Origin of the sequence: Providencia rettgeri (genome assembly GCF_023205015.1) — a bacterium.
GTDB lineage: Bacteria > Pseudomonadota > Gammaproteobacteria > Enterobacterales > Enterobacteriaceae > Providencia > Providencia rettgeri_E.
On sequence record NZ_CP096258.1, the window covers coordinates 836,719 to 857,683 of the forward strand.

Annotated in this window: 15 protein-coding genes; 9 read left to right on the forward strand and 6 right to left on the reverse strand. The window is 41.9% G+C overall.

Annotated features, from left to right (window positions below; genetic code table 11):
- The first annotated feature begins 23 nt into the window (after positions 1–23).
- From M0M83_RS03590 to deoD, 7 genes are all read left to right on the forward strand, one after another.
- Complete coding sequence (locus M0M83_RS03590; protein WP_248467630.1) at positions 24–1,121, forward strand: patatin-like phospholipase family protein; 1,098 nt, start codon at positions 24–26, stop codon at positions 1,119–1,121.
- Positions 1,114–1,899, forward strand: a complete 786-nt coding sequence (locus tag M0M83_RS03595) for a TatD family hydrolase (RefSeq protein ID WP_248467632.1) — start codon at positions 1,114–1,116, stop codon at positions 1,897–1,899. The genes M0M83_RS03590 and M0M83_RS03595 overlap by 8 nt, the downstream gene beginning before the upstream one ends.
- A gap of 305 nt (positions 1,900–2,204) precedes the next feature.
- On the forward strand, positions 2,205–3,488 hold the full coding sequence (locus M0M83_RS03600) for a NupC/NupG family nucleoside CNT transporter (protein ID WP_185746900.1): 1,284 nt from the start codon (positions 2,205–2,207) through the stop codon (positions 3,486–3,488).
- Between the two features lie 493 nt (positions 3,489–3,981).
- Complete coding sequence (gene deoC, locus M0M83_RS03605; RefSeq protein ID WP_213912991.1) at positions 3,982–4,761, forward strand: deoxyribose-phosphate aldolase; 780 nt, start codon at positions 3,982–3,984, stop codon at positions 4,759–4,761.
- 48 nt (positions 4,762–4,809) lie between these two features.
- On the forward strand, positions 4,810–6,132 hold the full coding sequence (deoA, locus tag M0M83_RS03610) for a thymidine phosphorylase (protein ID WP_125891879.1): 1,323 nt from the start codon (positions 4,810–4,812) through the stop codon (positions 6,130–6,132).
- A 53-nt stretch (positions 6,133–6,185) separates the two neighbouring features.
- Positions 6,186–7,409, forward strand: coding sequence for a phosphopentomutase (gene deoB / locus M0M83_RS03615; protein ID WP_004905728.1), 1,224 nt, complete (start codon positions 6,186–6,188; stop codon positions 7,407–7,409).
- A 244-nt stretch (positions 7,410–7,653) separates the two neighbouring features.
- Complete coding sequence (gene deoD, locus M0M83_RS03620; protein ID WP_004914779.1) at positions 7,654–8,370, forward strand: purine-nucleoside phosphorylase; 717 nt, start codon at positions 7,654–7,656, stop codon at positions 8,368–8,370.
- A 58-nt stretch (positions 8,371–8,428) separates the two neighbouring features.
- Here deoD and M0M83_RS03625 read toward each other — a convergent pair whose 3' ends face one another.
- The gene (locus tag M0M83_RS03625) at positions 8,429–8,923 is read right to left on the reverse strand and encodes a GNAT family N-acetyltransferase (protein ID WP_185746901.1); all 495 of its coding nucleotides are present in this window, start codon (positions 8,921–8,923) and stop codon (positions 8,429–8,431) included.
- 366 nt (positions 8,924–9,289) lie between these two features.
- Here M0M83_RS03625 and M0M83_RS03630 point away from each other — a divergent pair, with 366 nt between their 5' ends.
- Positions 9,290–10,969: a hypothetical protein gene (locus M0M83_RS03630; RefSeq protein ID WP_248467634.1), complete on the forward strand. Its 1,680-nt coding sequence runs from the start codon at positions 9,290–9,292 to the stop codon at positions 10,967–10,969.
- Positions 10,970–11,038: 69 nt separating this feature from the next.
- Here M0M83_RS03630 and M0M83_RS03635 read toward each other — a convergent pair whose 3' ends face one another.
- From M0M83_RS03635 to M0M83_RS03655, 5 genes are all read right to left on the reverse strand, one after another.
- Entirely contained in the window at positions 11,039–13,828 is a 2,790-nt protein-coding gene (locus tag M0M83_RS03635) for a M16 family metallopeptidase (RefSeq protein ID WP_248467635.1), read from the reverse strand.
- Positions 13,818–15,524: an ABC transporter ATP-binding protein/permease gene (locus M0M83_RS03640; protein ID WP_248467636.1), complete on the reverse strand. Its 1,707-nt coding sequence runs from the start codon at positions 15,522–15,524 to the stop codon at positions 13,818–13,820. The genes M0M83_RS03635 and M0M83_RS03640 overlap by 11 nt, the downstream gene beginning before the upstream one ends.
- Positions 15,525–15,588: 64 nt before the next feature.
- Positions 15,589–18,354, reverse strand: a complete 2,766-nt coding sequence (locus M0M83_RS03645) for a secretin and TonB N-terminal domain-containing protein (RefSeq protein WP_248467637.1) — start codon at positions 18,352–18,354, stop codon at positions 15,589–15,591.
- A gap of 117 nt (positions 18,355–18,471) precedes the next feature.
- Entirely contained in the window at positions 18,472–19,458 is a 987-nt protein-coding gene (locus M0M83_RS03650; RefSeq protein ID WP_248467638.1) for a FecR family protein, read from the reverse strand.
- Positions 19,458–19,994 (reverse strand): RNA polymerase sigma factor, encoded by a 537-nt coding sequence (locus M0M83_RS03655; protein ID WP_102139067.1) that lies wholly within the window; start codon positions 19,992–19,994, stop codon positions 19,458–19,460. Before M0M83_RS03655 ends, M0M83_RS03650 begins: the two co-directional genes overlap by 1 nt.
- Positions 19,995–20,173: 179 nt before the next feature.
- On the opposite strand from M0M83_RS03655, the gene M0M83_RS03660 reads away from it, so the two are divergent.
- Positions 20,174–20,956, forward strand: coding sequence for an energy transducer TonB family protein (locus M0M83_RS03660; RefSeq protein WP_248467639.1), 783 nt, complete (start codon positions 20,174–20,176; stop codon positions 20,954–20,956).
- Positions 20,957–20,965 lie beyond the last annotated feature (9 nt).

Here is a 20,965-nt window from a genome sequence, read left to right on the forward strand (position 1 = left end):
AACTTCTGTTATTCAGAGGCATTATGGGAAAACACGTTTCAGTTACACTCGGCACGATTGAGCCGCTTGCATTCTTTGATAATATCAACTCGGGAAAAACGGCTCTGATATGTGAAGGAGGCGGTCAACGAGGGATTTTTACTGCCGGGGTACTGGATGAGTTTCTTATTTCTGATTTTAACCCTTTTGATCTGATGATTGGTACTTCTGCTGGCGCCCAGAACCTTTCTGCGTATATTTGTGGGCAAGCGGGCTATGCTCGTCGCGTGATCACTCGCTATACAACTAATTCAGCATTTTTTAATCCCTTACGCTTTATTCGAGGTGGCCATCTGATTGATTTAGATTGGCTAGTCGAAACCACTGCAAAAGAATTTCCATTACGTATACAAGCAGGGCTCGATTTATTAGATTCAGGCCGTGAATTCTATATGGGAGCAAGCCGCAGTGATGATTTTTCTGCGGCCTTCTTACAGCCTGATGCCGACACTTGGTTGGATATCATTCGTGCGTCCAGCGCTATTCCCGGTTTTTATCGGGAAGGCGTTGATCTCGATGGCACTTTATATCAGGATGGCGGTATTAGTGCTGCGATCCCAGTTGAAGAGGCATACCGCCGCGGTGCTGAGACTATTGTGGTGATCCGTACCGTTCCTTCCCAAATGTATTTTACCCCTGAATGGGTGAAAAGAATGACTCGGTGGCTGGAAGGGGAAAAGAATGGCTTACAACGTATGGCTGCCATGCTTAAAGTTCATCTGAAAAGTTACCGTAGAACACAAGAATTTATTGAAAACCCACCAGAAGATGTACAGGTCTTTGAGATTTATCCACCTGTTCCACTGAAAAGTAGTGCGCTGGGTAGTAAAGTATCTTCGCTTAATCAAGATTACCATACGGGCCGTCGGTGTGGCCGCTATTTTATTGCAGCACTGGGTGGTGCATTTGACCACAATACAAATCGCTTTAGACATACCTTGGCTCAGAAAATTGAGTCGAACCCATTAGACATTCAGCTTGAGCCTCAAGTACCGAGCGAACTCATTCCTGAATTGGTGACTGAGCCTGTCACTTCAGTGCCTTTGGCAGCGATACCAGCAAATGAGACTCGTGATGGCTAAATGTCAATTTATTGATACTCATTGCCATTTTGATTTCCCACCTTTTAGTGACTCTTTGACTGAAAGTTTGCAGCTTGCCCAGCAAAGTGGCGTGAGCGATATTGTCATTCCGACAGTGAGTGTGGATAATTTTGAGCGGGTTTGGCAATTGGCACAGCAGTACCCGCAGCTCCATGCTGCTATGGGGTTTCACCCATTATATTTAAGTCAGTTTCAAGAGCAACATATTGATATATTGACTGATTATCTAACTAAAAAAAATAAAAAATGTGTGGCGATAGGCGAAATTGGGCTTGATCTCTATATGCAAAACCCGCAATTTGAACGCCAGCAAGAGGTGTTGTCTGCACAATTAAAGTTAGCGAAACAGTTTGATTTACCGGTTATTTTACATTCACGAAAAAGCCATGACCCATTAGCTGCAATGCTACGTCGTTTTGAGGTCCCTGCTCGTGGCGTCGTACATGGCTTTGCTGGCAGCCTATCTCAAGCACAAGCCTTTGTTAAACTTGGTTATTATATTGGTGTGGGGGGAACCATTACTTATGAAAGAGCGAATAAAACTCGCCATGTGATATCCCAACTTCCTTTGGCTTCATTATTATTCGAAACGGATGCCCCCGATATGCCTGTTTCAGGTTTCCAAGGCGAGCCAAATCGGCCTGAACGTATTGAGTGGGTTTTTCGTTCATTATGTGAGCTTCGCCACGAATCCCCTGAAGAAATAGCCCAACAACTTTACAACAATAGCTTGTCGTTATTTAATCTCACCAAATAAAACCGCATGCCAATTCATAAATTATATTTATATAATTTCGCAAATTAGCTATTTAAATCTATTTAGTTTTTATTGTGATGAATTGGGTCTTTAGTCCCTTTCCAGATTAAACCGAGTTAATTTTGTGACTTTTATCACATTGTGTGAATTTTTGTTGTTTATTGCACTCAGTATTTGTGATGAGTATTGCGGGTTATTGGTGATGACTAGGTATAATCATAAGATCAAAAATCAAGGTGACTTACACGTTTCCTTATATATCAACCTAAAATAAAGTGAACAGGGATCCTTCCATGCAGCTCATTATGAGTATTATCGGAATGGCGGTACTTATCGGGATAGCTATTCTATTTTCCAGCAATCGCCGAGCTATTAAACTACGCACAGTGGGTGGTGCATTTTTAATACAACTAGCCATTGGCGCGTTTGTTCTTTATGTTCCTGCGGGGCGTAGTGTGCTCCAAGGGATGTCTGATGCGGTTTCTAAAGTTATTGGATATGGCCAAGATGGGATGAATTTCATCTTCGGTGGCCTTGTTTCCGATAAAATGTTTGAACTGTTTGGCGGCGGTGGTTTTATTTTCGCTTTCCGTGTTCTGCCTATTATCGTTTTCTTCTCTTCATTAATTGCGGTGCTTTATTATTTAGGCATTATGCAGTTAGTGATTAAAATTCTTGGTGGTGGCCTGCAAAAAGTATTGGGAACCTCAAGAACCGAATCCTTATCTGCGACAGCGAATATTTTCGTAGGGCAAACAGAGGCCCCTTTGGTTGTTCGCCCTTATATTGCAACAATGACCACATCAGAGCTGTTTGCCATCATGTGTGGTGGTTTAGCCTCTGTTGCGGGATCAGTTTTGGCGGGCTATGCGCAAATGGGCGTGCCAATGGAATACCTGATTGCCGCCTCCTTTATGGCCGCTCCAGGTGGTTTATTATTCGCTAAACTGATGGTTCCAGAAACGGAAGATGTGAACGATCGGGTTGATGCAACCGATTTAGTTGCTGAAGATGAGCGCCCTGCCAACATCATTGATGCAGCAGCCTCTGGCGCATCATCAGGGATGCAACTGGCGCTGAATGTGGGTGCAATGTTATTGGCATTTATCGCATTGATTGCATTGATCAATGGTATCTTAGGTGGTATTGGTGGTTGGTTTGACTATCCACAATTATCACTTGAATTATTATTAGGTTGGTTGTTTGCACCGATTGCCTTCTTAATTGGTGTGCCGTGGAGTGAAGCGACAGTCGCGGGTTCTTTTATCGGCCAAAAAATTGTTGTGAATGAGTTTGTTGCATTCATGAATTTTGGTGAATACATGAAAGCGGATGCTGAAGTACTGGCGGCAGGCAAACAAGTGCTTTCTGACCATACTAAAGCGATTATTTCGTTCGCATTATGTGGGTTTGCTAACTTATCATCCGTCGCTATTTTACTCGGTGGTTTAGGGGGAATGGCCCCAAGTCGTCGTAGTGAGGTTGCTCGTTTAGGTATGAAAGCGGTTATGGCGGGTACACTGTCTAACTTAATGAGTGCAACCATTGCCGGCTTTTTCTTGACGTTAGGCGCAGCCGCAGTCATTTAGTTTATGTGTCTGATGGTTAAATTTATACCATCTCAAATAAGTCAATCGGAAGGGCAATAGTCCTTCCGTTTTCATTTTAATTCGTTATATTCTTTTATGATTTTTTATATTAATCGTAAATTTTCAACTATTCTTAACTTAGTCGATTAATGATGAAGAATATATTGAATTGAAAAGCCATTTGAGAGAAGAATTGATGGTAATTGATGTTATAGTTTGAATTGGATCACATTTTTTATTTTAATAATGTAACATTCAGTCGATTAATGTGATTTGTAGCACATAAAAAGGCATCATTCCATGGTCAAATAGGCATTAGTAAGCTGCTATGGAACTGCTAGTTCTCAGAGTCTAGGACTCTAGGGCATGATGCGGTGAGAAGGATCTCAGCTGCTCAGTTCGGAAAGCATCCGACTAGCATCTTTAAGGAACCAAGCCCGCTCGCCAACAAAGAACGTGTCGTTCTGAAGAAATAACAACGTTGGAGAGTTATATGACTGATTTAAAAGCGGCCGCACAACGCGCGCTGTCCCTTATGGATTTAACCACTTTAAATGATGACGATACCGATGCGAAAGTCATTGCATTATGTCATCAGGCGAAAAGCCCAGCAGGCAATACGGCTGCAATCTGTATTTATCCTCGTTTTATTCCAATTGCACGTAAAACATTACGTGAACAAGGCACTCCAGATGTGCGTATTGCGACGGTCACAAATTTCCCACACGGTAACGATGATATTGATATCGCATTAGCTGAAACTAAAGCGGCGATTGCTTACGGTGCCGATGAAGTTGACGTCGTTTTCCCTTATCGCGCACTGATTGCGGGTAATGAGAAAATTGGTTTTGACTTAGTGAAAGCCTGTAAAGACGCCTGTGCAGCTGCCAATGTGTTGTTGAAAGTGATCATTGAAACAGGTGAATTAAAAGATGCAGCGTTAATCCGTAAAGCGTCTGAAATTTCGATTAAAGCAGGCGCTGATTTTATTAAAACCTCTACGGGTAAAGTGCCTGTTAATGCAACTTTAGAAAGTGCAGAAATCATGATGCAAGTCATCCGTGATATGGGCGTTGAAAAAACAGTCGGTTTTAAACCGGCTGGTGGCGTCCGTACCGCAGAAGAAGCCGCAGAATACTTAGCATTAGCGGGACGAATTTTAGGTGACAATTGGGCTGATAGCCGCCACTTCCGTTTTGGGGCTTCTAGCTTATTAGCCAATTTATTAAATACGCTGGGTTTTGACGTTAAAAAATCAAGCAGCAGCTATTAATTTTCGCAATATTATTAGCCGATAAATTCGACTTTAAAGGAGCATATTGTGTTTCTGGCACAAGAAATTATCCGTAAAAAACGCGATGGTAAGCCATTAAGTGAAGAAGAAATTCGTTTCTTTATCAATGGAGTTCGTGATAACTCAGTTTCAGAAGGTCAAATTGCTGCATTGGCAATGACTATCTATTTTAATGATATGACCATGCCTGAGCGTGTTGCATTAACATTAGCAATGCGTGATTCAGGAACGGTTCTGAACTGGAAATCACTTAACCTCAACGGCCCATTAGTTGATAAACATTCAACGGGCGGCGTGGGTGATGTGACTTCACTGATGCTTGGTCCAATGGTTGCAGCGTGTGGCGGTTATGTACCGATGATCTCAGGCCGTGGTCTAGGCCACACCGGTGGGACATTAGATAAGCTTGAAGCGATCCCTAATTTCGATATCTTCCCAGATGATGCCCGTTTTCGTGACATTATCAAAGATGTCGGGGTGGCAATTATTGGGCAAACTAATTCATTGGCACCTGCTGATAAACGTTTTTATGCAACTCGTGATATTACTGCGACAGTGGACTCAATTCCGCTAATTACGGCTTCAATTTTAGGTAAAAAACTGGCTGAAGGCCTTGATGCTCTAGTGATGGACGTTAAAGTCGGCTCTGGTGCATTTATGCCAACGTATGAGAAGTCAGAACAGCTAGCAGAGTCTATTGTTAAAGTGGCCAATGGGGCTGGCTGTAAAACGACCGCATTATTGACTGACATGAATGAAGTGTTGGCATCCAGTGCAGGTAACGCGGTTGAAGTTCGTGAAGCCGTTCAATTCTTAACGGGTGAATACCGTAATCCACGTCTTTATGAAGTTACCATGGCATTGTGCGTAGAAATGTTAGTGTCTGCTTCATTAGCTGCAAACCGTGAAGAAGCACGCCAAAAACTACAGGCGGTGTTGGATAATGGTAAAGCGGCAGAAGTGTTTGGTCGCATGGTTGCCGCTCAAAAAGGGCCTGTTGATTTTGTTGAAAACTACAACAAATATCTGCCAACAGCGGTGCTGAGCAAAGCTGTTTATGCGCCACAAGACGGTATTATCACGCAAATGGATACACGTGCGCTGGGAATGTCTGTCGTCACTTTAGGTGGTGGTCGCCGTAAAGCAACAGATCCAATTGATTATAGCGTTGGTTTAAGTGATATCGCTGCATTAGGTGCCAAAGTGGATACTCAGACGCCACTGGCCATTATCCATGCAAATAGTGAAAAAGCGTGGGAAGAAGCGGCGAAAGAAGTGCGTGAAGCGATGGTGATTGGCGACAAGGCACCTGAAGCGACACCTATGGTTTATCGCCAAATCAGCGAATAATATAAATAGATTTTAGTGGTATATCGTATTTAAAAATACCGCAGGAGAAAAATATGAAACGCACATTTATTATGGTTTTGGATTCCTTTGGGATCGGAGCTGCACACGATGCACATAAATTCGGTGATGAGGGCTCAAATACGTTGGGTCACATCGCAGATGCTTGCGCACGCGGCGAAGCGGATATTGGCCGTAAAGGGCCTCTGCATTTACCGAATTTAACAAAATTAGGTTTAGGTAAAGCAGGAGAGGAATCAAGCGGTTCATTCCCTGCGGGTCTTGATCCTAATGCAGAAATTATTGGCGCATATGGTTATGCGAGCGAAATTTCTTCGGGCAAAGATACGCCATCAGGCCATTGGGAAATTGCGGGTGTGCCTGTGCTATTCGATTGGGGTTATTTCTCTGATGAAGAAAATAGCTTCCCACAAGAACTGTTGGACACTTTAGTTGAGAAAGCTAACTTACCGGGCTATTTAGGTAACTGCCATTCATCAGGTACAGTTATCCTTGACCAACTGGGTGAAGAGCACATGAAAACAGGGAAACCGATTTTCTATACCTCAGCAGACTCCGTTTTCCAAATTGCGTGTCACGAAGAAACTTACGGCTTAGATAAACTGTATGAGTTGTGTGAAATTGCGCGTGAAGAGTTAACTAAAGGCGGCTATAACATTGGTCGTGTTATCGCACGCCCATTCGTCGGTGATAAAGCGGGTAACTTCACACGTACAGGTAACCGCCATGACTTAGCGGTAGAGCCACCAGCACCAACGGTATTGAAAAAATTAGTTGATGAAAAACAAGGTGAAGTCGTTTCTATCGGTAAAATTGCGGATATTTATGCTCACGTTGGTATCACTAAGAAAATCAAAGCGACTGGTATTGATGCCCTATTCGACGCCACAGTTGAAGAAATGAAACTGGCGGGTGATAACACTATCGTTTTCACTAACTTTGTCGATTTTGACTCTGCATACGGCCACCGCCGTGATGTAGCGGGCTATGCCGCGGCGTTAGAATTATTCGACCGCCGTTTACCCGAGTTGATGAAATTAGTTAAAGAAGACGACATTCTAATTTTAACGGCTGACCACGGTTGTGACCCAACTTGGCCAGGTACTGACCATACCCGTGAGCACATCCCAGTATTGATCTATGGTCCAAAAGTGAAACCCGGTTCATTAGGTCATCGTGAAACCTTCGCAGACATTGGGCAAACAGTCGCTAAGTATTTTGATTTGTCGCCGATGGATTATGGTAAACCAATGCTCTAACACCCATTACCCGTCATACTTTGAGCTGTAGCGGTGTTGGCTGCACAAAATCACCCTAATCACATACTTATGTATGCTCATAGGGATGATTTTCTTTGCCGCCTAGCGACAACTCAAATTATTTAGGGTAATGGCGGGGAATTAAAAGTAATGGGCAAGGCTTTGCCGTCATACTTTTTTAATAATAAGGTGGGAAACCACCTTATTAACTTAAAAATATTTAATCGTTTAAAGGGAAATAATCATGGCAACTCCACATATTAATGCAGAAATGGGTGATTTCGCTGATGTCGTTCTGATGCCAGGCGACCCATTACGTGCAAAATACATCGCTGAAACTTTCCTTCAGGATGTTCGCCAAGTGAATAATGTGCGTGGCATGTTAGGTTTTACAGGGACTTATAAAGGTCGTAAGATTTCTGTTATGGGTCACGGTATGGGTATCCCTTCATGCTCAATTTACGCGAAAGAGCTGATCACTGACTTCGGTGTGAAAGTGATTATTCGTGTTGGTTCATGTGGCGCAGTGATGGATGACGTAAAATTGCGTGATGTTGTGATTGGTATGGGCGCTTGTACTGATTCACGTGTTAACCGTCAACGTTTTAAAGAAAATGATTTTGCAGCGATTGCAGACTATGACTTAGTCCATAATGCGGTTGAAGCGGCAAAAGCAAGAAACGTGAATGTCCGTGTGGGTAACCTGTTCTCAGCAGACCTATTTTACTCACCAGATCCTGATATGTTCAAAGTGATGGAAAAATACGGCATTCTAGGTGTTGAAATGGAAGCAGCGGGTATTTATGGTGTTGCGGCTGAGTTTGGTGCGCGTGCATTAACGATTTGTACCGTTTCTGACCATATCAAAACTGGCGAACAAACGACGTCAGAAGAGCGTCAAACGACGTTCAATGAGATGATTGAAATTGCATTGGATTCCGTACTGTTAGGCGACAAATAGTCGTTAGATGTTTTCATGATGCGCTAAAATGCCACCTATTGTGTGGCATTTTTTATCGCTATTTTTTGATCCTACTCATCACCACCGCATCAACGTATTCCCCATCACGAAATGCATAATCTCTCATACGGCCTTCTAGTTCAAAGCCAAACTTTTCATATAGGCCAACGCCACTGCCATTTGCTGCAAACACTTCTAGCTCGATACGGCGTACATTCAACCAGTTATCGCAGTAATCCACCATCACTTGCATCAGTTTGGAACCAATACCTTTACCTTGATGAGCTTCACTGACGGTAATACCGAAGGTAGCCACATGGCGGCGGCGTATTTGGCTTGGTTGGTTAATTACAAGTAAGCCCACAACGTCCTTATTGATGGTAGCAACAAATTGAGTGACGAGTGGATCATTTTCCCCAAGGCGAGCTTCCCATGTTTTTTCTGTTGGGTAAGGCAATTGTAAGGTGTTGGCATACGCAGAATAGTCAGCGTGCATTTGGGTGATTGCAGGCACATCGTCCAGCGTTGCTCTACGGATAGTTACGTTGTTCATTACTTTACTCATCATTGTCGTTTCTAGAATATATTAATCACATTAAAAATATATTATGTCAATGAGAAATAAGAGTTATCACATAAAAAACGATGGAATAAATTGAGTGTTTTGCAATCGCTATTTGATATAAAAAATAAATAGAAGCTTATACTATTATGAGTAATTTAGTTTAAATTAATTTAGGGGTATGTCTGAATGCGTATTCTAGAATTTAACTTTCAATGTTTATAATTAGCATTTTTTATTAGTTAAATATTAATAAAAATACAAATTATTTAAGTGGTAATTATTATATCACAGATGAGATTCATAACTTATTGAGATAAAATGGTTTTATTAACAATTGTAAATTAAGGGGAAGTCATGAGTCTTGAAAAATACGGTTCTGGAAAAATTGATTATTCCCGAAGTGGAATTGATTTAACTAATAAAATAATTGGTTATTGTTCTAGTCATCAATTGATAGGAAGTGCTGATGTGTTGTTGGGGAATTACTTTCATAATAATATCTCAAAAATTATTGTGCAGGTTGATGCTAAAAAATATTATAAATTAATAGGTAATATAAATAAATCGCTTCATAGTGAGAGTATTAAGTCTCAAGATTTTTGCGATGACATCCGAAGTATTATTATTGAACATGCAAAAAAATTAAGGCCGAATGATAATAAGGATTACTCGAGTTTAATTAAAAAATCAAAAGATATTAATACCAAAAAACATTCATTATGCGAAGCTATTTCACTCAAAGTGAAAAATAAATCTATTGATGAGAAATCAATTAAAAAGATTGATGAAATCGTGAGGAATGTAAAAAAAGTAATGTTGAATGAAGAATTTAAATCAACATTGCTTGAAGCTCAAGTTTTAGCATTAAGCTGTAGAAGTAAAACCGTTTATGAAATGATAAACAAAGTTTTAGCTCCGCATATCGAAACTAAAGAACAATATCAACATCCTGTGGGTTCAAATACTCAGTTAGTTCAGCAGAATGCTGAAACTTCTCGAGCTGATAAAGACAAGCTCCTAGAGAGTAAAGGAAATATACCAGTAACACCAGAAGAAACAATGATACATAACGAGGTAAGTGACGAAACCAAAAAAGGAGGTACTTTGGAACAAGGGCTTACTTCCTATGTGTACGATAGTGATTTATCTAATCAGGAACTAAAAGAAATTGTGCCAATAGAAATTAATTCTATAAATAATGAATCTATAGAAAAGATGGAACACAGAAAAGGGCGGGTTGATAAACTGAATATTGCGGTAGTTAGGGATAAAATAAATAGTATTACCAAGGGGGCAATAAGAAAAAATAAATTAAGTCAGCTTGAACCAAGTGAAGAAGAACCTAAATTTCAAAAAATCCTTTCTAGTCATTCGATAGAGGAATCGATTAAAATTAAATTGCCTTTTAATAGGATCTCGATAAGGTCATTAAGCTTAATTGAGTCTAAAATTAAGTCGAGATTTAATAAATTAAAGTCAAGTGAAACCCCTGAGCTATTTGAAAAAGAAATGTTCGATGCACAGGAAATACTAAAAAAATACGATAATAAATTGGTTTGTGAAAAAATTAATAATATTATTGATAAATATTTGGATAAACATGAGTTATATATTAGAAAGAATAATAGTCCGAATAGTCGAATTTGCTATGCCATAAACTCCGTGTTTGAGTTACAGGATATTACACAACGTAAATTAGATGAATTTAAAATGGCAATTATAGATTGCTTGAAAAAAGAACCAATTGAAGATATTTTAAATTCTTCATCCGATTTAATGCGAAAAGTATCACGTTATACTCATAAAAACATTGCGGATAAGGTTAATGTTTTCATAAACGATTATTCAATGGATAGAGTGAAAGAATTGAATAGAAATGAAAAATTCAGTGTTGCAAGTAAGATAGAGTTATTGGAACCTGAAAAAAATAGAGATATGGAAGAGTTAATGAAGGATATGAGTTTAAAAAAAATAATTTCACATGTATTCAGTCGAATGATTAATAATATACGAAAGCTATTTTCCAAAAATTAATGGTTAATTTTATTTATGTAAAAATAGACAAATTAGCCCGTTGTATTTACGGGCTAATTTTTACTCATATCAAGGCGTCATCATAAATACTTTTGAATTTTGCCCTAAGTATTGACGAGCCAAGCGGTTAATATCTTCAACCGTTAACTGGCGAATAATATCTTGTTCTTGGTTTAAACGCTGATATTGCCCATCATCGCTGGCAATCTGTGCTAGAGCCTCAGTCCAATAGCTTGAACTATCAGTGACTTGCGCATTTTCTGTTAGCCAAATATTTTTTGCTTCGGTTAACTCTTTTCCACTCACACCTGTTTGACGAATTTTGCCAATCGTTTTTTGGGCGATTTGCGTCATTTCTTCAGCACGCTCAGGTGAGGTGGTGAAATTTAAGCGAGCGAGGTAATAAGGTTGAGGTTTCTTGGCTAACATTTGAGAGAAACCTAATGCGTAAATGCCGCTGGCTTTTTCACGTAGTTCACCGCGCAAACGCTGACTCACAATGGTATCAATAAGTTGGATCCCTAAGCTGTCTTGCTGGTTCCACACCGCAGGTGAAGCGAATTGAATGCTCACCATACTTTTATCACTGCTACTGATGGGATAAGTTTTATTAAAGCTGGCCATTTTTGGCATGATCCCTTGATTGCGGGATACCAGTTTTTGGTTACTTTGTGGCAGTGATGCAACCCATTGCTCTAACAGCGGCTTTAGCTCACGGCTATTCATTGCACCAGTAATGACCAGTGTCATATCTGCTGTTGAGGTGAGTAATTGACGGTTGGCTTGTTGCAGCTGTTGAGCAGTAAATTGTTGCCAGCTGCCTTGTGGGTTAATCACTAGGAATTCACCGTGGGTATAACTTTCCTGATTAATATTATCGAGAAAAGTGCGTTCTACGGGGGTTTTGGATAAGTTTAAAGCAAAGGATTGTTTTTGTTGCTCTAACTTTGCGCCGCTAAACTGAGGCGCTGTTAGCTTCAAGTTGAGTAGCTGTAGCGCTGTTTCGAGGTTATCGACAGGGGCTTTTCCACGAAAACCATGTGTGAGCAATTCACTGTATGGGCGAACGCTAATTTGGTTTTGTTTTGCTAGCAAAGCTAGATCGCGTGCGCTGTAGTTTCCATAACCGCTACTTTCCGGGAGTTTTAACGCCCAGTCGGTTAAACCTGCTGTTTGCAGCGTTTCTAACGAGCGGCCGCCTGGCAATTGCAAATTAAATTGAATATCATCTTTCAGGTTTTTATCTGTTTTAACAATCACCTGAATGCCATTGCTTAATGTCCAATGTTCCGTTTTTTCAACGGGCAGCTTAGATCGCTCAACAATATTGCCTTTAGGAACTTGAGGTAGCTGTAATTGAATCGCTTTGGAGCGCAGTGTAAATGGCCCCGGTGTGCTTTGGCGTATTTTTAGCCATTGTTGATTAAATGCCGATTTATCAATTGCCGCGGCATCAGTATCAGGTCCAATTAATGCTAAGCGTGGGGACGCGATTTGTAGGAATTTAGCGACATGTTGTTGTAAGTCTTGCGGTTTTACGGATTTCATCAGCTGGTAGCTGTTATCTAATTGTTGGCGTTTATTCCACATTGGCATGTCATATTCAAGCGCCGTCGTTAGTTGCCCTGCTAAATATTCATTACTATAGCGTTGCTCTGAAGCGGCTTGCAGGCTGAATTTTTTCAACATGGCTTGTTTTGCCGTATCAAGTTCTTCTTGGGTAACTGGCTCAGTGGCAAGGCGCTGTAGCTCTGTGAATAAAATCTCGGTGGCACCTTGGTAGTCATTGCCTTTCGGGTGGATGATCATCAACTGCTGCAAGCGTTGGTTATCTAACATTGCCCCTTGTTCGTTGATGCTAATCGACGGTAAAACGCCGTTATCTACCATGACGGAAAAACGTTGGTTCAAAATGGCTAGCCAGAGGTTATCCAGTAAATCGTCGGACTGCCCTAAGCGCGTATTTAGTGGCGCACTAACATCTTTTTGTAAGGCAAATTGCACATAACGCGCCCCTTGCTCTTTATCAAACACACCTTGCACTAACATATTGGTTGAATGGGCAAATTGTTTCCATTGCGGGTTATCTTCTGCCACTTTTTCGGGCTTAGGGAGTGCAAATAAATTATCAACCTGATTGCGTACTGATGAACTATTGAAGTCACCAATAATCAATAGTGACATCCGCTGAGGTTGGTACCAGGTTTGATAATAATCTTTGGCCTGCTCAATCGGGGCATTACGTACCACATCTAATGAACCAATGGGGTTGCGATCGACATAACGGCTACCGTGGTAGCGTAGCTTTTCTAAACTATCATTGATGCGATAGCCCATTCCTTGGCGTAAGCGCCACTCTTCGACAATGACAGGGCGTTCTTTTTCAAAGGCTTCTTGGTCAAATGTCATATTTGAAGCCCAATCAGCCATCACTTGTAAGCCAGTGGCGACTTGTGCTGCTGTCGCTTCAGGGAGTGATAACTTATACAGCGTGGAATTTAAACTCGTAATGGCATTCACATGGCTACCGAGTTTTAGCCCTTGGTGTTCAAGCTGTTTAAACCCAGTCGTTCCCGGAAAATGTTTGGTGCCTTTAAACGCCATATGTTCCGTAAAGTGTGCGAGACCAAGCTGTTGTTCATTTTCTTGTAATGAACCGCTACTGACCAGTAAACGCAGTTCAACCCCGGGTTGATTACGTTGTAGAAGGTAAACTTGCAGTCCATTTTCGAGTTGATAGTGTTGAAGGTCACCACGCACGGGTAACAATGAGGTTGATTTTTGGCTCACAGATGTGCTGCCTGCGCAGCCACCGAGCAGAATACCAATCAGTGTGGCGAAGGTAATTTTACGAAGCATATTCAGGCGTTCCTGTATTTAAGGATTTTTCACTCGCAGGCTCTACGAGCAATATGTGTTGTTCCGCAAATTGAGTCACGAAGCTCTGATGACTCACCAAAACAATGGCGCTGTCATGTAATTCAGCTTTCAATAGCGCGAGCAACTCGAGTGAGCTAGTTTCATCGAGGGCTGAGGTCGTTTCGTCTAATAAAAGCAGTTTTGGTCGGTTGAGCAATAAACGCGCAAACATAATGCGCTGCTGTTCCCCGCCAGATAAACGGTTATTCCAATCGGTTTCTAGTGTTAATTGATGATGCAGTTTTTCTAAACCGACTAACGTCAAGGCATATTGAAAATCTTGCTGACTGAATTTTGAGGCCGCTTTAGGGTAAGCCAATAGGCTATCTAAACGGCTAATGGGCAGGTATAGGCGCTGTGGGATCCACATGACGTTTTCTGTTCGGCGGATAGTCCCGTTGAAAAATGGCCAATGCCCACTTAGCGTGCGTAATAAGGTGGATTTACCAACACCAGAACGGCCACTAATCAAGGTTAATTCGCCTTGTTTGGCGGTTATATTCACGGAATTAATTAAGCAGCGGTTGTCTGCGGTAGAAACGGATAATTTAGCGATCAGAGGTGGCGATTTTTCGTCGATAGTAACCACCGCTTTGTTATCGTTTTCCAATAAAACCACAAAGTTGTATAAACGGGAGACTGTGGCTTGCCATGCGGCGATTTCTTTATAGGCAAAAATAAACCAGCCGAGTGAAGTGGCAACACTGGTAAAGGCTTGGCGCAATTGCATTAAGCCACCCAACATGATTTCACCCGCAAGGAATTTAGGTAATGCGAGTAATACAGGCGCTAAGGCGGTAACTTGTTGGTAACCCACTGTGTAGAAAGATAAGTTTCGTTCACAGCGGATCAAGCGGTTCCAGTTGGCGATGATTTCCCCAAATCGTCCCATTAACTCTTTTCTATCTTGAGTTTCACCACGTTGCCCCGCAATGGCATCACCGTGTTGGCGACAATTAATTAGCGAGCTACGGTAATCCGCTTCGCGGCGCTGCTTATCCATATGCAAGCGACGTAGTGGAAAACCTATCCATTGGGTGAGGGCGATACCAATCAAGGTGTAAATGATACAGGCCCAGAACATATAGCCGGGTATGGTCCACTCGCTATCGGCAAAATTAAACGACAGGCTACCGGAAAGTGTCCAAAGGATGGCCGCAAATGAAATCAGAGTTAACATTGAGTGAAGGAATGTCACCACTAAATTTAATGTTGATTCAATCAGTAAACGAATATCTTCGGCAATACGTTGGTCTGGGTTATCTGGCTCTTGTGATGTCAGCCTTAATAGGTAATGTTTGCTATTTGGCGATAACCAACGGCTGAGTACTTGCTCAGTCATGCCTTTGCGCCAGCGGATAATGAGCATTTGTTTTAGGTAATTACCCATAACGACGACAAATATCAGCCCACTAACTAAGACAACAAAGTATTGCAATAAGCCATACAGCGCTTGGCCGTCGAGTTTTTGTAGGGCGTTATAGAAATCCCCATTCCACATGTTCATTTTGACGTTGAACCAGACGGATGACAACGTGAGCCCCAGTGAGGCAAACAGCAGTATCCAGCACAAAAGGGCAGCACGCTGCCCCCAAAAAGGTTTTACTAAATAGAAAAATTGTTTCAGTGTCTTCATGACGTTTTATTCATTTGTTGTTTTAATTGCTTAACGAGTTTCATTGCTCACATTGCGTTATGGATTACAGGTCGTAATTGACTTGTAACCAGAACTGACGGCCCGGGTCGTAGGATTTCAATACACGGTCTTCAAAGACAAAGCGGTCAGCAACGTTTTTATTATTGAGGATGTTATTTACTTCAACGGAGAAACCAAACCCGTAAGCAAAATCAGGCTTCCAGCCAAGACGGGTGTCCCACGTATATTTACTGGAGAAATGTTGCTTGGTGTATTTGCGAACTTGTCCATATTCAGGGTCGACTGCGTAGGCATTGTCGTAGCGAACCGCTTGGTCACGAGCCCCCCACCATTGTAGGCGGTTGTACCACGTTAGATCATAATCATCCCAAACACTGGTCAGTTCTAAGTTAAATTTGAACGGAGAGTTAAAGCTAGTTGATGGCAATTTCGATGCGTCAATAATTTTGCCGTCATACCAAACCTTGTTGAGGTTAACCTTATTGGCGGGGTCGAATGAGTTATAGCCAGAATCTTTTGGCGTATTACTTTCACTTTGTTGCCATGTGAGTGATGCTGTCATGACATGGGAAGCTTCCGCCCACTCCCAAGGTTGGCTGTTATTAACGGAAAGGGTCACCGTATCATGTGAGCTACGACCGCCATTGTCATACATGCGAATACTGCGTTTATCGGCATCACGGGTGTCATATTTTGTACGAGTTCTGACTTCGTCATACCCTTCACGGTGTACATATTGTAAACGCCATGTGGTTGAAAGGATTTCTTGTTGCAAAGCAAGGGTAAGTTCATCGTTATACGGTGTTTTTAGTGAATCGATACCTTCGTAATCTTTTTTATTATCCCAATCATTTAAACTTGGATCTAATGAACAGCCCCAATTACAGTTTTGCATACCTGCATTCTGTGCACCATATAAGGCATAGGTTAGCATTGAACGGCTATAATAACGGTTAGCACCAGCAATCAATAACGTTGAGTTGTCGCCAAAAATGTCATATGAACCGGAAAGTCGAGGGGCAATATTTGTGCGGCTCACAAAGTCATCACGATCTAAACGAATGCCAGGGCGCAGTGTCAATTTGCCATATTGCAAGTTGTCATCGAGAAATAATGCGTAGTTAGTATAATCTGCGGAGTGCTTACCAGCTTGGAACCGAGTGATATTAGTAAGTTGACCATTCCAATAATCATTTTTGTCAATGACACCTGAATAGTTATAACGATAAAAATCACTATCTCGTTTATATGTCCCTTTAGTATAGCTGAGCTCACTACCAATAGTTGGGTTATGCGTAATACCTAAGCCATCTTCCATTGAGGTGAATCTCATAACTGCTTTTGCTGTTTGGCTATTTTGTTCAGAGATTAAATCACCTTGTCCGCCACTACGTAGGTATTTCCGGTTATCCCAGTTATAGTCAGAGTCCATTGCGAGAACTTCGACATAATAGTTTTGGTCATTGGCTCGCTCATCTTTTAGCTGCTGAGTACTTGCTGTTAGCTCTAACTGACCAACTTCAAATTGGTGTTTGAAAACGCCTGTAAAACCTAAACCTTTATGTGTGCTGTCATAACCTGAATTCATGATAGTAGAAGTAAATAAGCGGCTATCATAGTCAGCATAGTTTGCCGAAAGATCCAAGGAGCTTTTATCAGAGAGATCAATGGTATATTTCAAAAAGTAGTTATCAGAAGTCCTTTTTTGATCTTTTTTTCCAGTTAGACCGTCTGTCATTTCCAATTCGCCATCGCCATTTATCATTGCGGCACCATCATTGGCGAGCGTCATTGGAATAGTCGAACTACGGCGTGAGGCAGAGAACACAACTCCTGAGTTTTCACTCACCCCTAATTCAAACCAGCCGCCAAAGTCATTTTTATCATAGCGGTTTTGGAAGCGAGCGGGGTTGGCGGTATCATTTTTAGTGGTATCAATCCCTTGCGATGAATCGTGGAACAAATTATTCCAACCGGAACGGGTTAAGCGGTAATAGGCGTGAGCGCTATTTTCCCCTTGCCAGCGACGGCTATTGACTTCTACCGTTCCCCCCGTAAATCCGCCAAATTCGACTGGAATATTATTGTCATACACCGTCATGCTGTCGATCAGGCGGCTATCGATGTAAATCCCTTGGTCGCTACTGCTCAAACGGGTTGTGGTTTCACCAAGACCGTTGTCTGCAGGGTCAAAATCGTTGTTAAAGCTCACGCCATCAAGGCGATAGGCGTTTTGATAGCTGCTTGAGCCGTGAATAGAAATACGGGAAGGCTTGATTTCCCCTTGGTTCATCGAGTTGCTGTCATTATTGGCAAATTGGACAGCAGGGTTAGTTTTCATCAAATCCGTAATATTGCCATCACCCGTATTTCTTTGGCTAATTTCTTCAGACGTCACGTATTGCGGTGCTGATATCACATCTGTCGCGGGGTGGTTCTGAACAACGCCAGAGACTTGGGTTTCTGGTAATACCAATGTGCCTTGGCTTAAATTTTGCTGACGAATAACGAAAACACCATTTTCATTGATTAACTCTAATCCGCTACCGATGAGTATTTTTTGTAATGCGGTTTGTGCGGAGTAGTTGCCAGACAATGCAGGTGCGCGTAAGCCACTTAATTGGCCTTTATCATAGAGCAATTGGATTTGCCCTTGGCGGCTAATTTCAGCGACAGAGGTAGCAAGTGATTGTTCTGGTAATGAAAAATTCATTTCTTGCGCGAAGGCAACTTGACAAGTAATAGCACTACTGACCGCCACAGCAAGGGCGAGCGGCCTTAATCGGCGTTGAGTAAACTGAATAGACATGGATATCCCTTATTCTTAAGCTGCACAAAAAGTGTGCGAAAATAGGTCAGTAAAATGATGACTAATTAAGAAGAGGGTGAAATGAGAATTATCCTCACCTGCAAATGAAAATATTTTTCATTTATTTTTTTTGTTTTGGATAATCAATACGTTATTTTTGTCTCGATAGACGACTTGTACGGGAAGTAAAGAGGGAAGGGCCTGAAAAAGCTGTTCTGGCTGGTGGGTATTGATGCGACCTGAGATTTTACTCTTCGCCAATTGAGTGGGGGAAAGCTCGATATTTATCGACGAATAGTTTTTAAGTTCGTCGAGTACCTCTGAAAGCGGTTTATCAACAAAAATTAACTCACCAAAGCGCCAACGAGCCACATCTAGCGGGTTAATTTGTTGGCGAGTGATTGGGCTATTTGGTGATTGACTGACTGCGCTGTCTCCGGCAAGTAAGAACACGGGCTGTTTGCTTGCTATATCTTCAAAGCTAACAATGCCTTGGCTGACATTCACGGCAACTTGCTGAGCCACTTTGTTAATTTCAAATTCTGTCCCTACCACTTGGATACGCCGGTTATCAGCTTGAACAACAAAAGGCCGATAAGGGTTGGATTTGACTTTGAAGTAAACATTTCCCTGTTCTAGATACAGGTTACGTACTGGGGTTTCATAGGCAACATGAATGCGTGTATTGCGGTTGAGAAATAGCTGGGAGCCATCAGGCAATGTGACTTCTTTAGGCGTATTCGTTGCCACTAAAGTCATATTATTGAGCAACATTGCAGGCAAGTGGCTGTATGGCAAAAACAAAATAGCCGCAATAAAAAATGCCGCTAAGGTATTGCCCAACGGGCGCCATAAGCGAAAAAAAGGGCGTTTTTCCTTGGGGAGTGTTGTGCTAGCAGGGCGTGGCATGCGATCAAAATCGCGCCATAGCCCAGCGATGGCATCATAAGCTCTTGCATGTTCAGGTGACGCTGCAATCCATTGTTTGAATTGCTCAGTTTCAAGGGCACTGATCCGTTGGCTGTGCATGCGGGTAAACCACAGCGCAGCCTCTTCATCAATGCGACTTTCATCATCTGCTGTTTGCAAAGAGTCGTGTGTCATTACAAATTATTGCCCTGATTATCAAGGTGTTTTTTACAGTGAACAAGTGCTGCTGCAATATGTTTTTCCACCATACTGATTGAAATTTCCATTCGCTCAGCAATCTCACTTTGTGATAAACCATCAAAACGATAAAGCAAAAAAGCTTCTCGTCGACGGGGTGGTAACGTTTCAAGTGCTTCGCTTAGCCGTTGGATCCGTTGCTGATGTTCCAATATTTCACTGGGATCAGCTTGGCTCTGTTCAAAATGAGACTCATGAGTAACATCATCAATGGATGTTTCTGATCTAGTTTGGCGTTGGTTACGTCGCCAATGGTCAATCAAAACATGATTCGCAATTTTAAACAGGTAAGCGCGGCTCTCTTTAACAGGCGTTTGTTCTTTACGGTTTAGCCATAGTGTAAACACATCCTGTGATAAATCATCAGCATCATTGCTGTTATCTAGCCGATTGCGGAAAAAGCGCACAAGTTGGCTATATGTTGACTGATACGCACCGCTAATTTTACGGGCAAGAGATTTATCAATAGTCATTTTACTGGTGTTAATGTCATAAAAGAGCACAATCGTGCTGATTAATAATCTGCTCAGATTACTTTATTATTTAAATCAATAAGTTGTTTTAATAATTGTGTTTTTACTAATAATAATGAATATCATTTTTGTTTGTATTATGCCTATAATCTGCAAAAAATAAAGTCGTGAGGCAGAATATGAGCAGTATGACGGGTCAGTTAGAGCGCCCGATTTTCCGTCCACTAGGCGGTTTGGTTTTAAGTTGTCTTTTCCATGGAACACTGGCAATCATTTTTATCGGGTGGTTCACCTCTTCAATTCCGAAGACTGGGGTATTACCTCCGGCAATCTCGTTGCAGCTGGGGGTTTATCAGCTTGAACAACAGGCAGAGCCTGAGATTAATCATGCACCGAAACAACAGATGACAACGCGAGAGGAGTCATTGCCTGAAGTTGTTGAAAAGGTAGATAAATTACCTGAGACTGCGATCGTCGATAATGGCACGTTAACAAAAGTTAGCGAGAAAAAACGCCCACCGAAAAAGAAAATTCCGCAAGAGAAAAGAATCATCGAAGAAGCCCCTGTTACCACGCAGGAGTCGACCGTTACTTCAGCCCCTGCATCTGGAAGTGAATCTAGCAGTAGTGCGAATTTTTCCAGTAATGCGTCTGCGGCAGTAAGTGGGCACCAAGGTTGGCAAAGTGAGGTGCATCAGCGGATAGCCAAAACTAAGCGCTACCCGCGTGCAGCACTGCGTTACCGTTCAACAGGGGTCTCTCATATCAAAGTGATTTTGGATAGCCGGGGTGAAGTGATTGCCGCCAGTTTATTGAATTCATCCGGTACAAAAATATTGGATAAAGAAGCATTGGCAACCATCTCACGAGCTGCGCCTTTCCCGATCCCTCCAGAGACATTATTGGTCGATGGCCAAGTTGAGTTTGTCGCGCCAATTGTGTTTGATACAACTTCTATTTAAATTCAATCA

Bases quoted from the DNA above. Each gene is read 5' to 3' on its own strand.
- M0M83_RS03660 (WP_248467639.1), top strand. From the start codon at position 20,174: ATGAGCAGTATGACGGGTCAGTTAGAGCGCCCGATTTTCCGTCCACTA.
- M0M83_RS03600 (WP_185746900.1), top strand. From the start codon at position 2,205: ATGAGTATTATCGGAATGGCGGTACTTATCGGGATAGCTATTCTATTT.
- deoD (WP_004914779.1), top strand. From the start codon at position 7,654: ATGGCAACTCCACATATTAATGCAGAAATGGGTGATTTCGCTGATGTC.
- M0M83_RS03635 (WP_248467635.1), bottom strand. From the start codon at position 13,828: ATGCTTCGTAAAATTACCTTCGCCACACTGATTGGTATTCTGCTCGGT.
- M0M83_RS03595 (WP_248467632.1), top strand. From the start codon at position 1,114: ATGGCTAAATGTCAATTTATTGATACTCATTGCCATTTTGATTTCCCA.
- deoC (WP_213912991.1), top strand. From the start codon at position 3,982: ATGACTGATTTAAAAGCGGCCGCACAACGCGCGCTGTCCCTTATGGAT.
- M0M83_RS03640 (WP_248467636.1), bottom strand. From the start codon at position 15,524: ATGAAGACACTGAAACAATTTTTCTATTTAGTAAAACCTTTTTGGGGG.
- M0M83_RS03655 (WP_102139067.1), bottom strand. From the start codon at position 19,994: ATGACTATTGATAAATCTCTTGCCCGTAAAATTAGCGGTGCGTATCAG.
- M0M83_RS03650 (WP_248467638.1), bottom strand. From the start codon at position 19,458: ATGACACACGACTCTTTGCAAACAGCAGATGATGAAAGTCGCATTGAT.
- M0M83_RS03625 (WP_185746901.1), bottom strand. From the start codon at position 8,923: ATGAACAACGTAACTATCCGTAGAGCAACGCTGGACGATGTGCCTGCA.
- M0M83_RS03630 (WP_248467634.1), top strand. From the start codon at position 9,290: ATGAGTCTTGAAAAATACGGTTCTGGAAAAATTGATTATTCCCGAAGT.
- M0M83_RS03590 (WP_248467630.1), top strand. From the start codon at position 24: ATGGGAAAACACGTTTCAGTTACACTCGGCACGATTGAGCCGCTTGCA.
- deoB (WP_004905728.1), top strand. From the start codon at position 6,186: ATGAAACGCACATTTATTATGGTTTTGGATTCCTTTGGGATCGGAGCT.
- M0M83_RS03645 (WP_248467637.1), bottom strand. From the start codon at position 18,354: ATGTCTATTCAGTTTACTCAACGCCGATTAAGGCCGCTCGCCCTTGCT.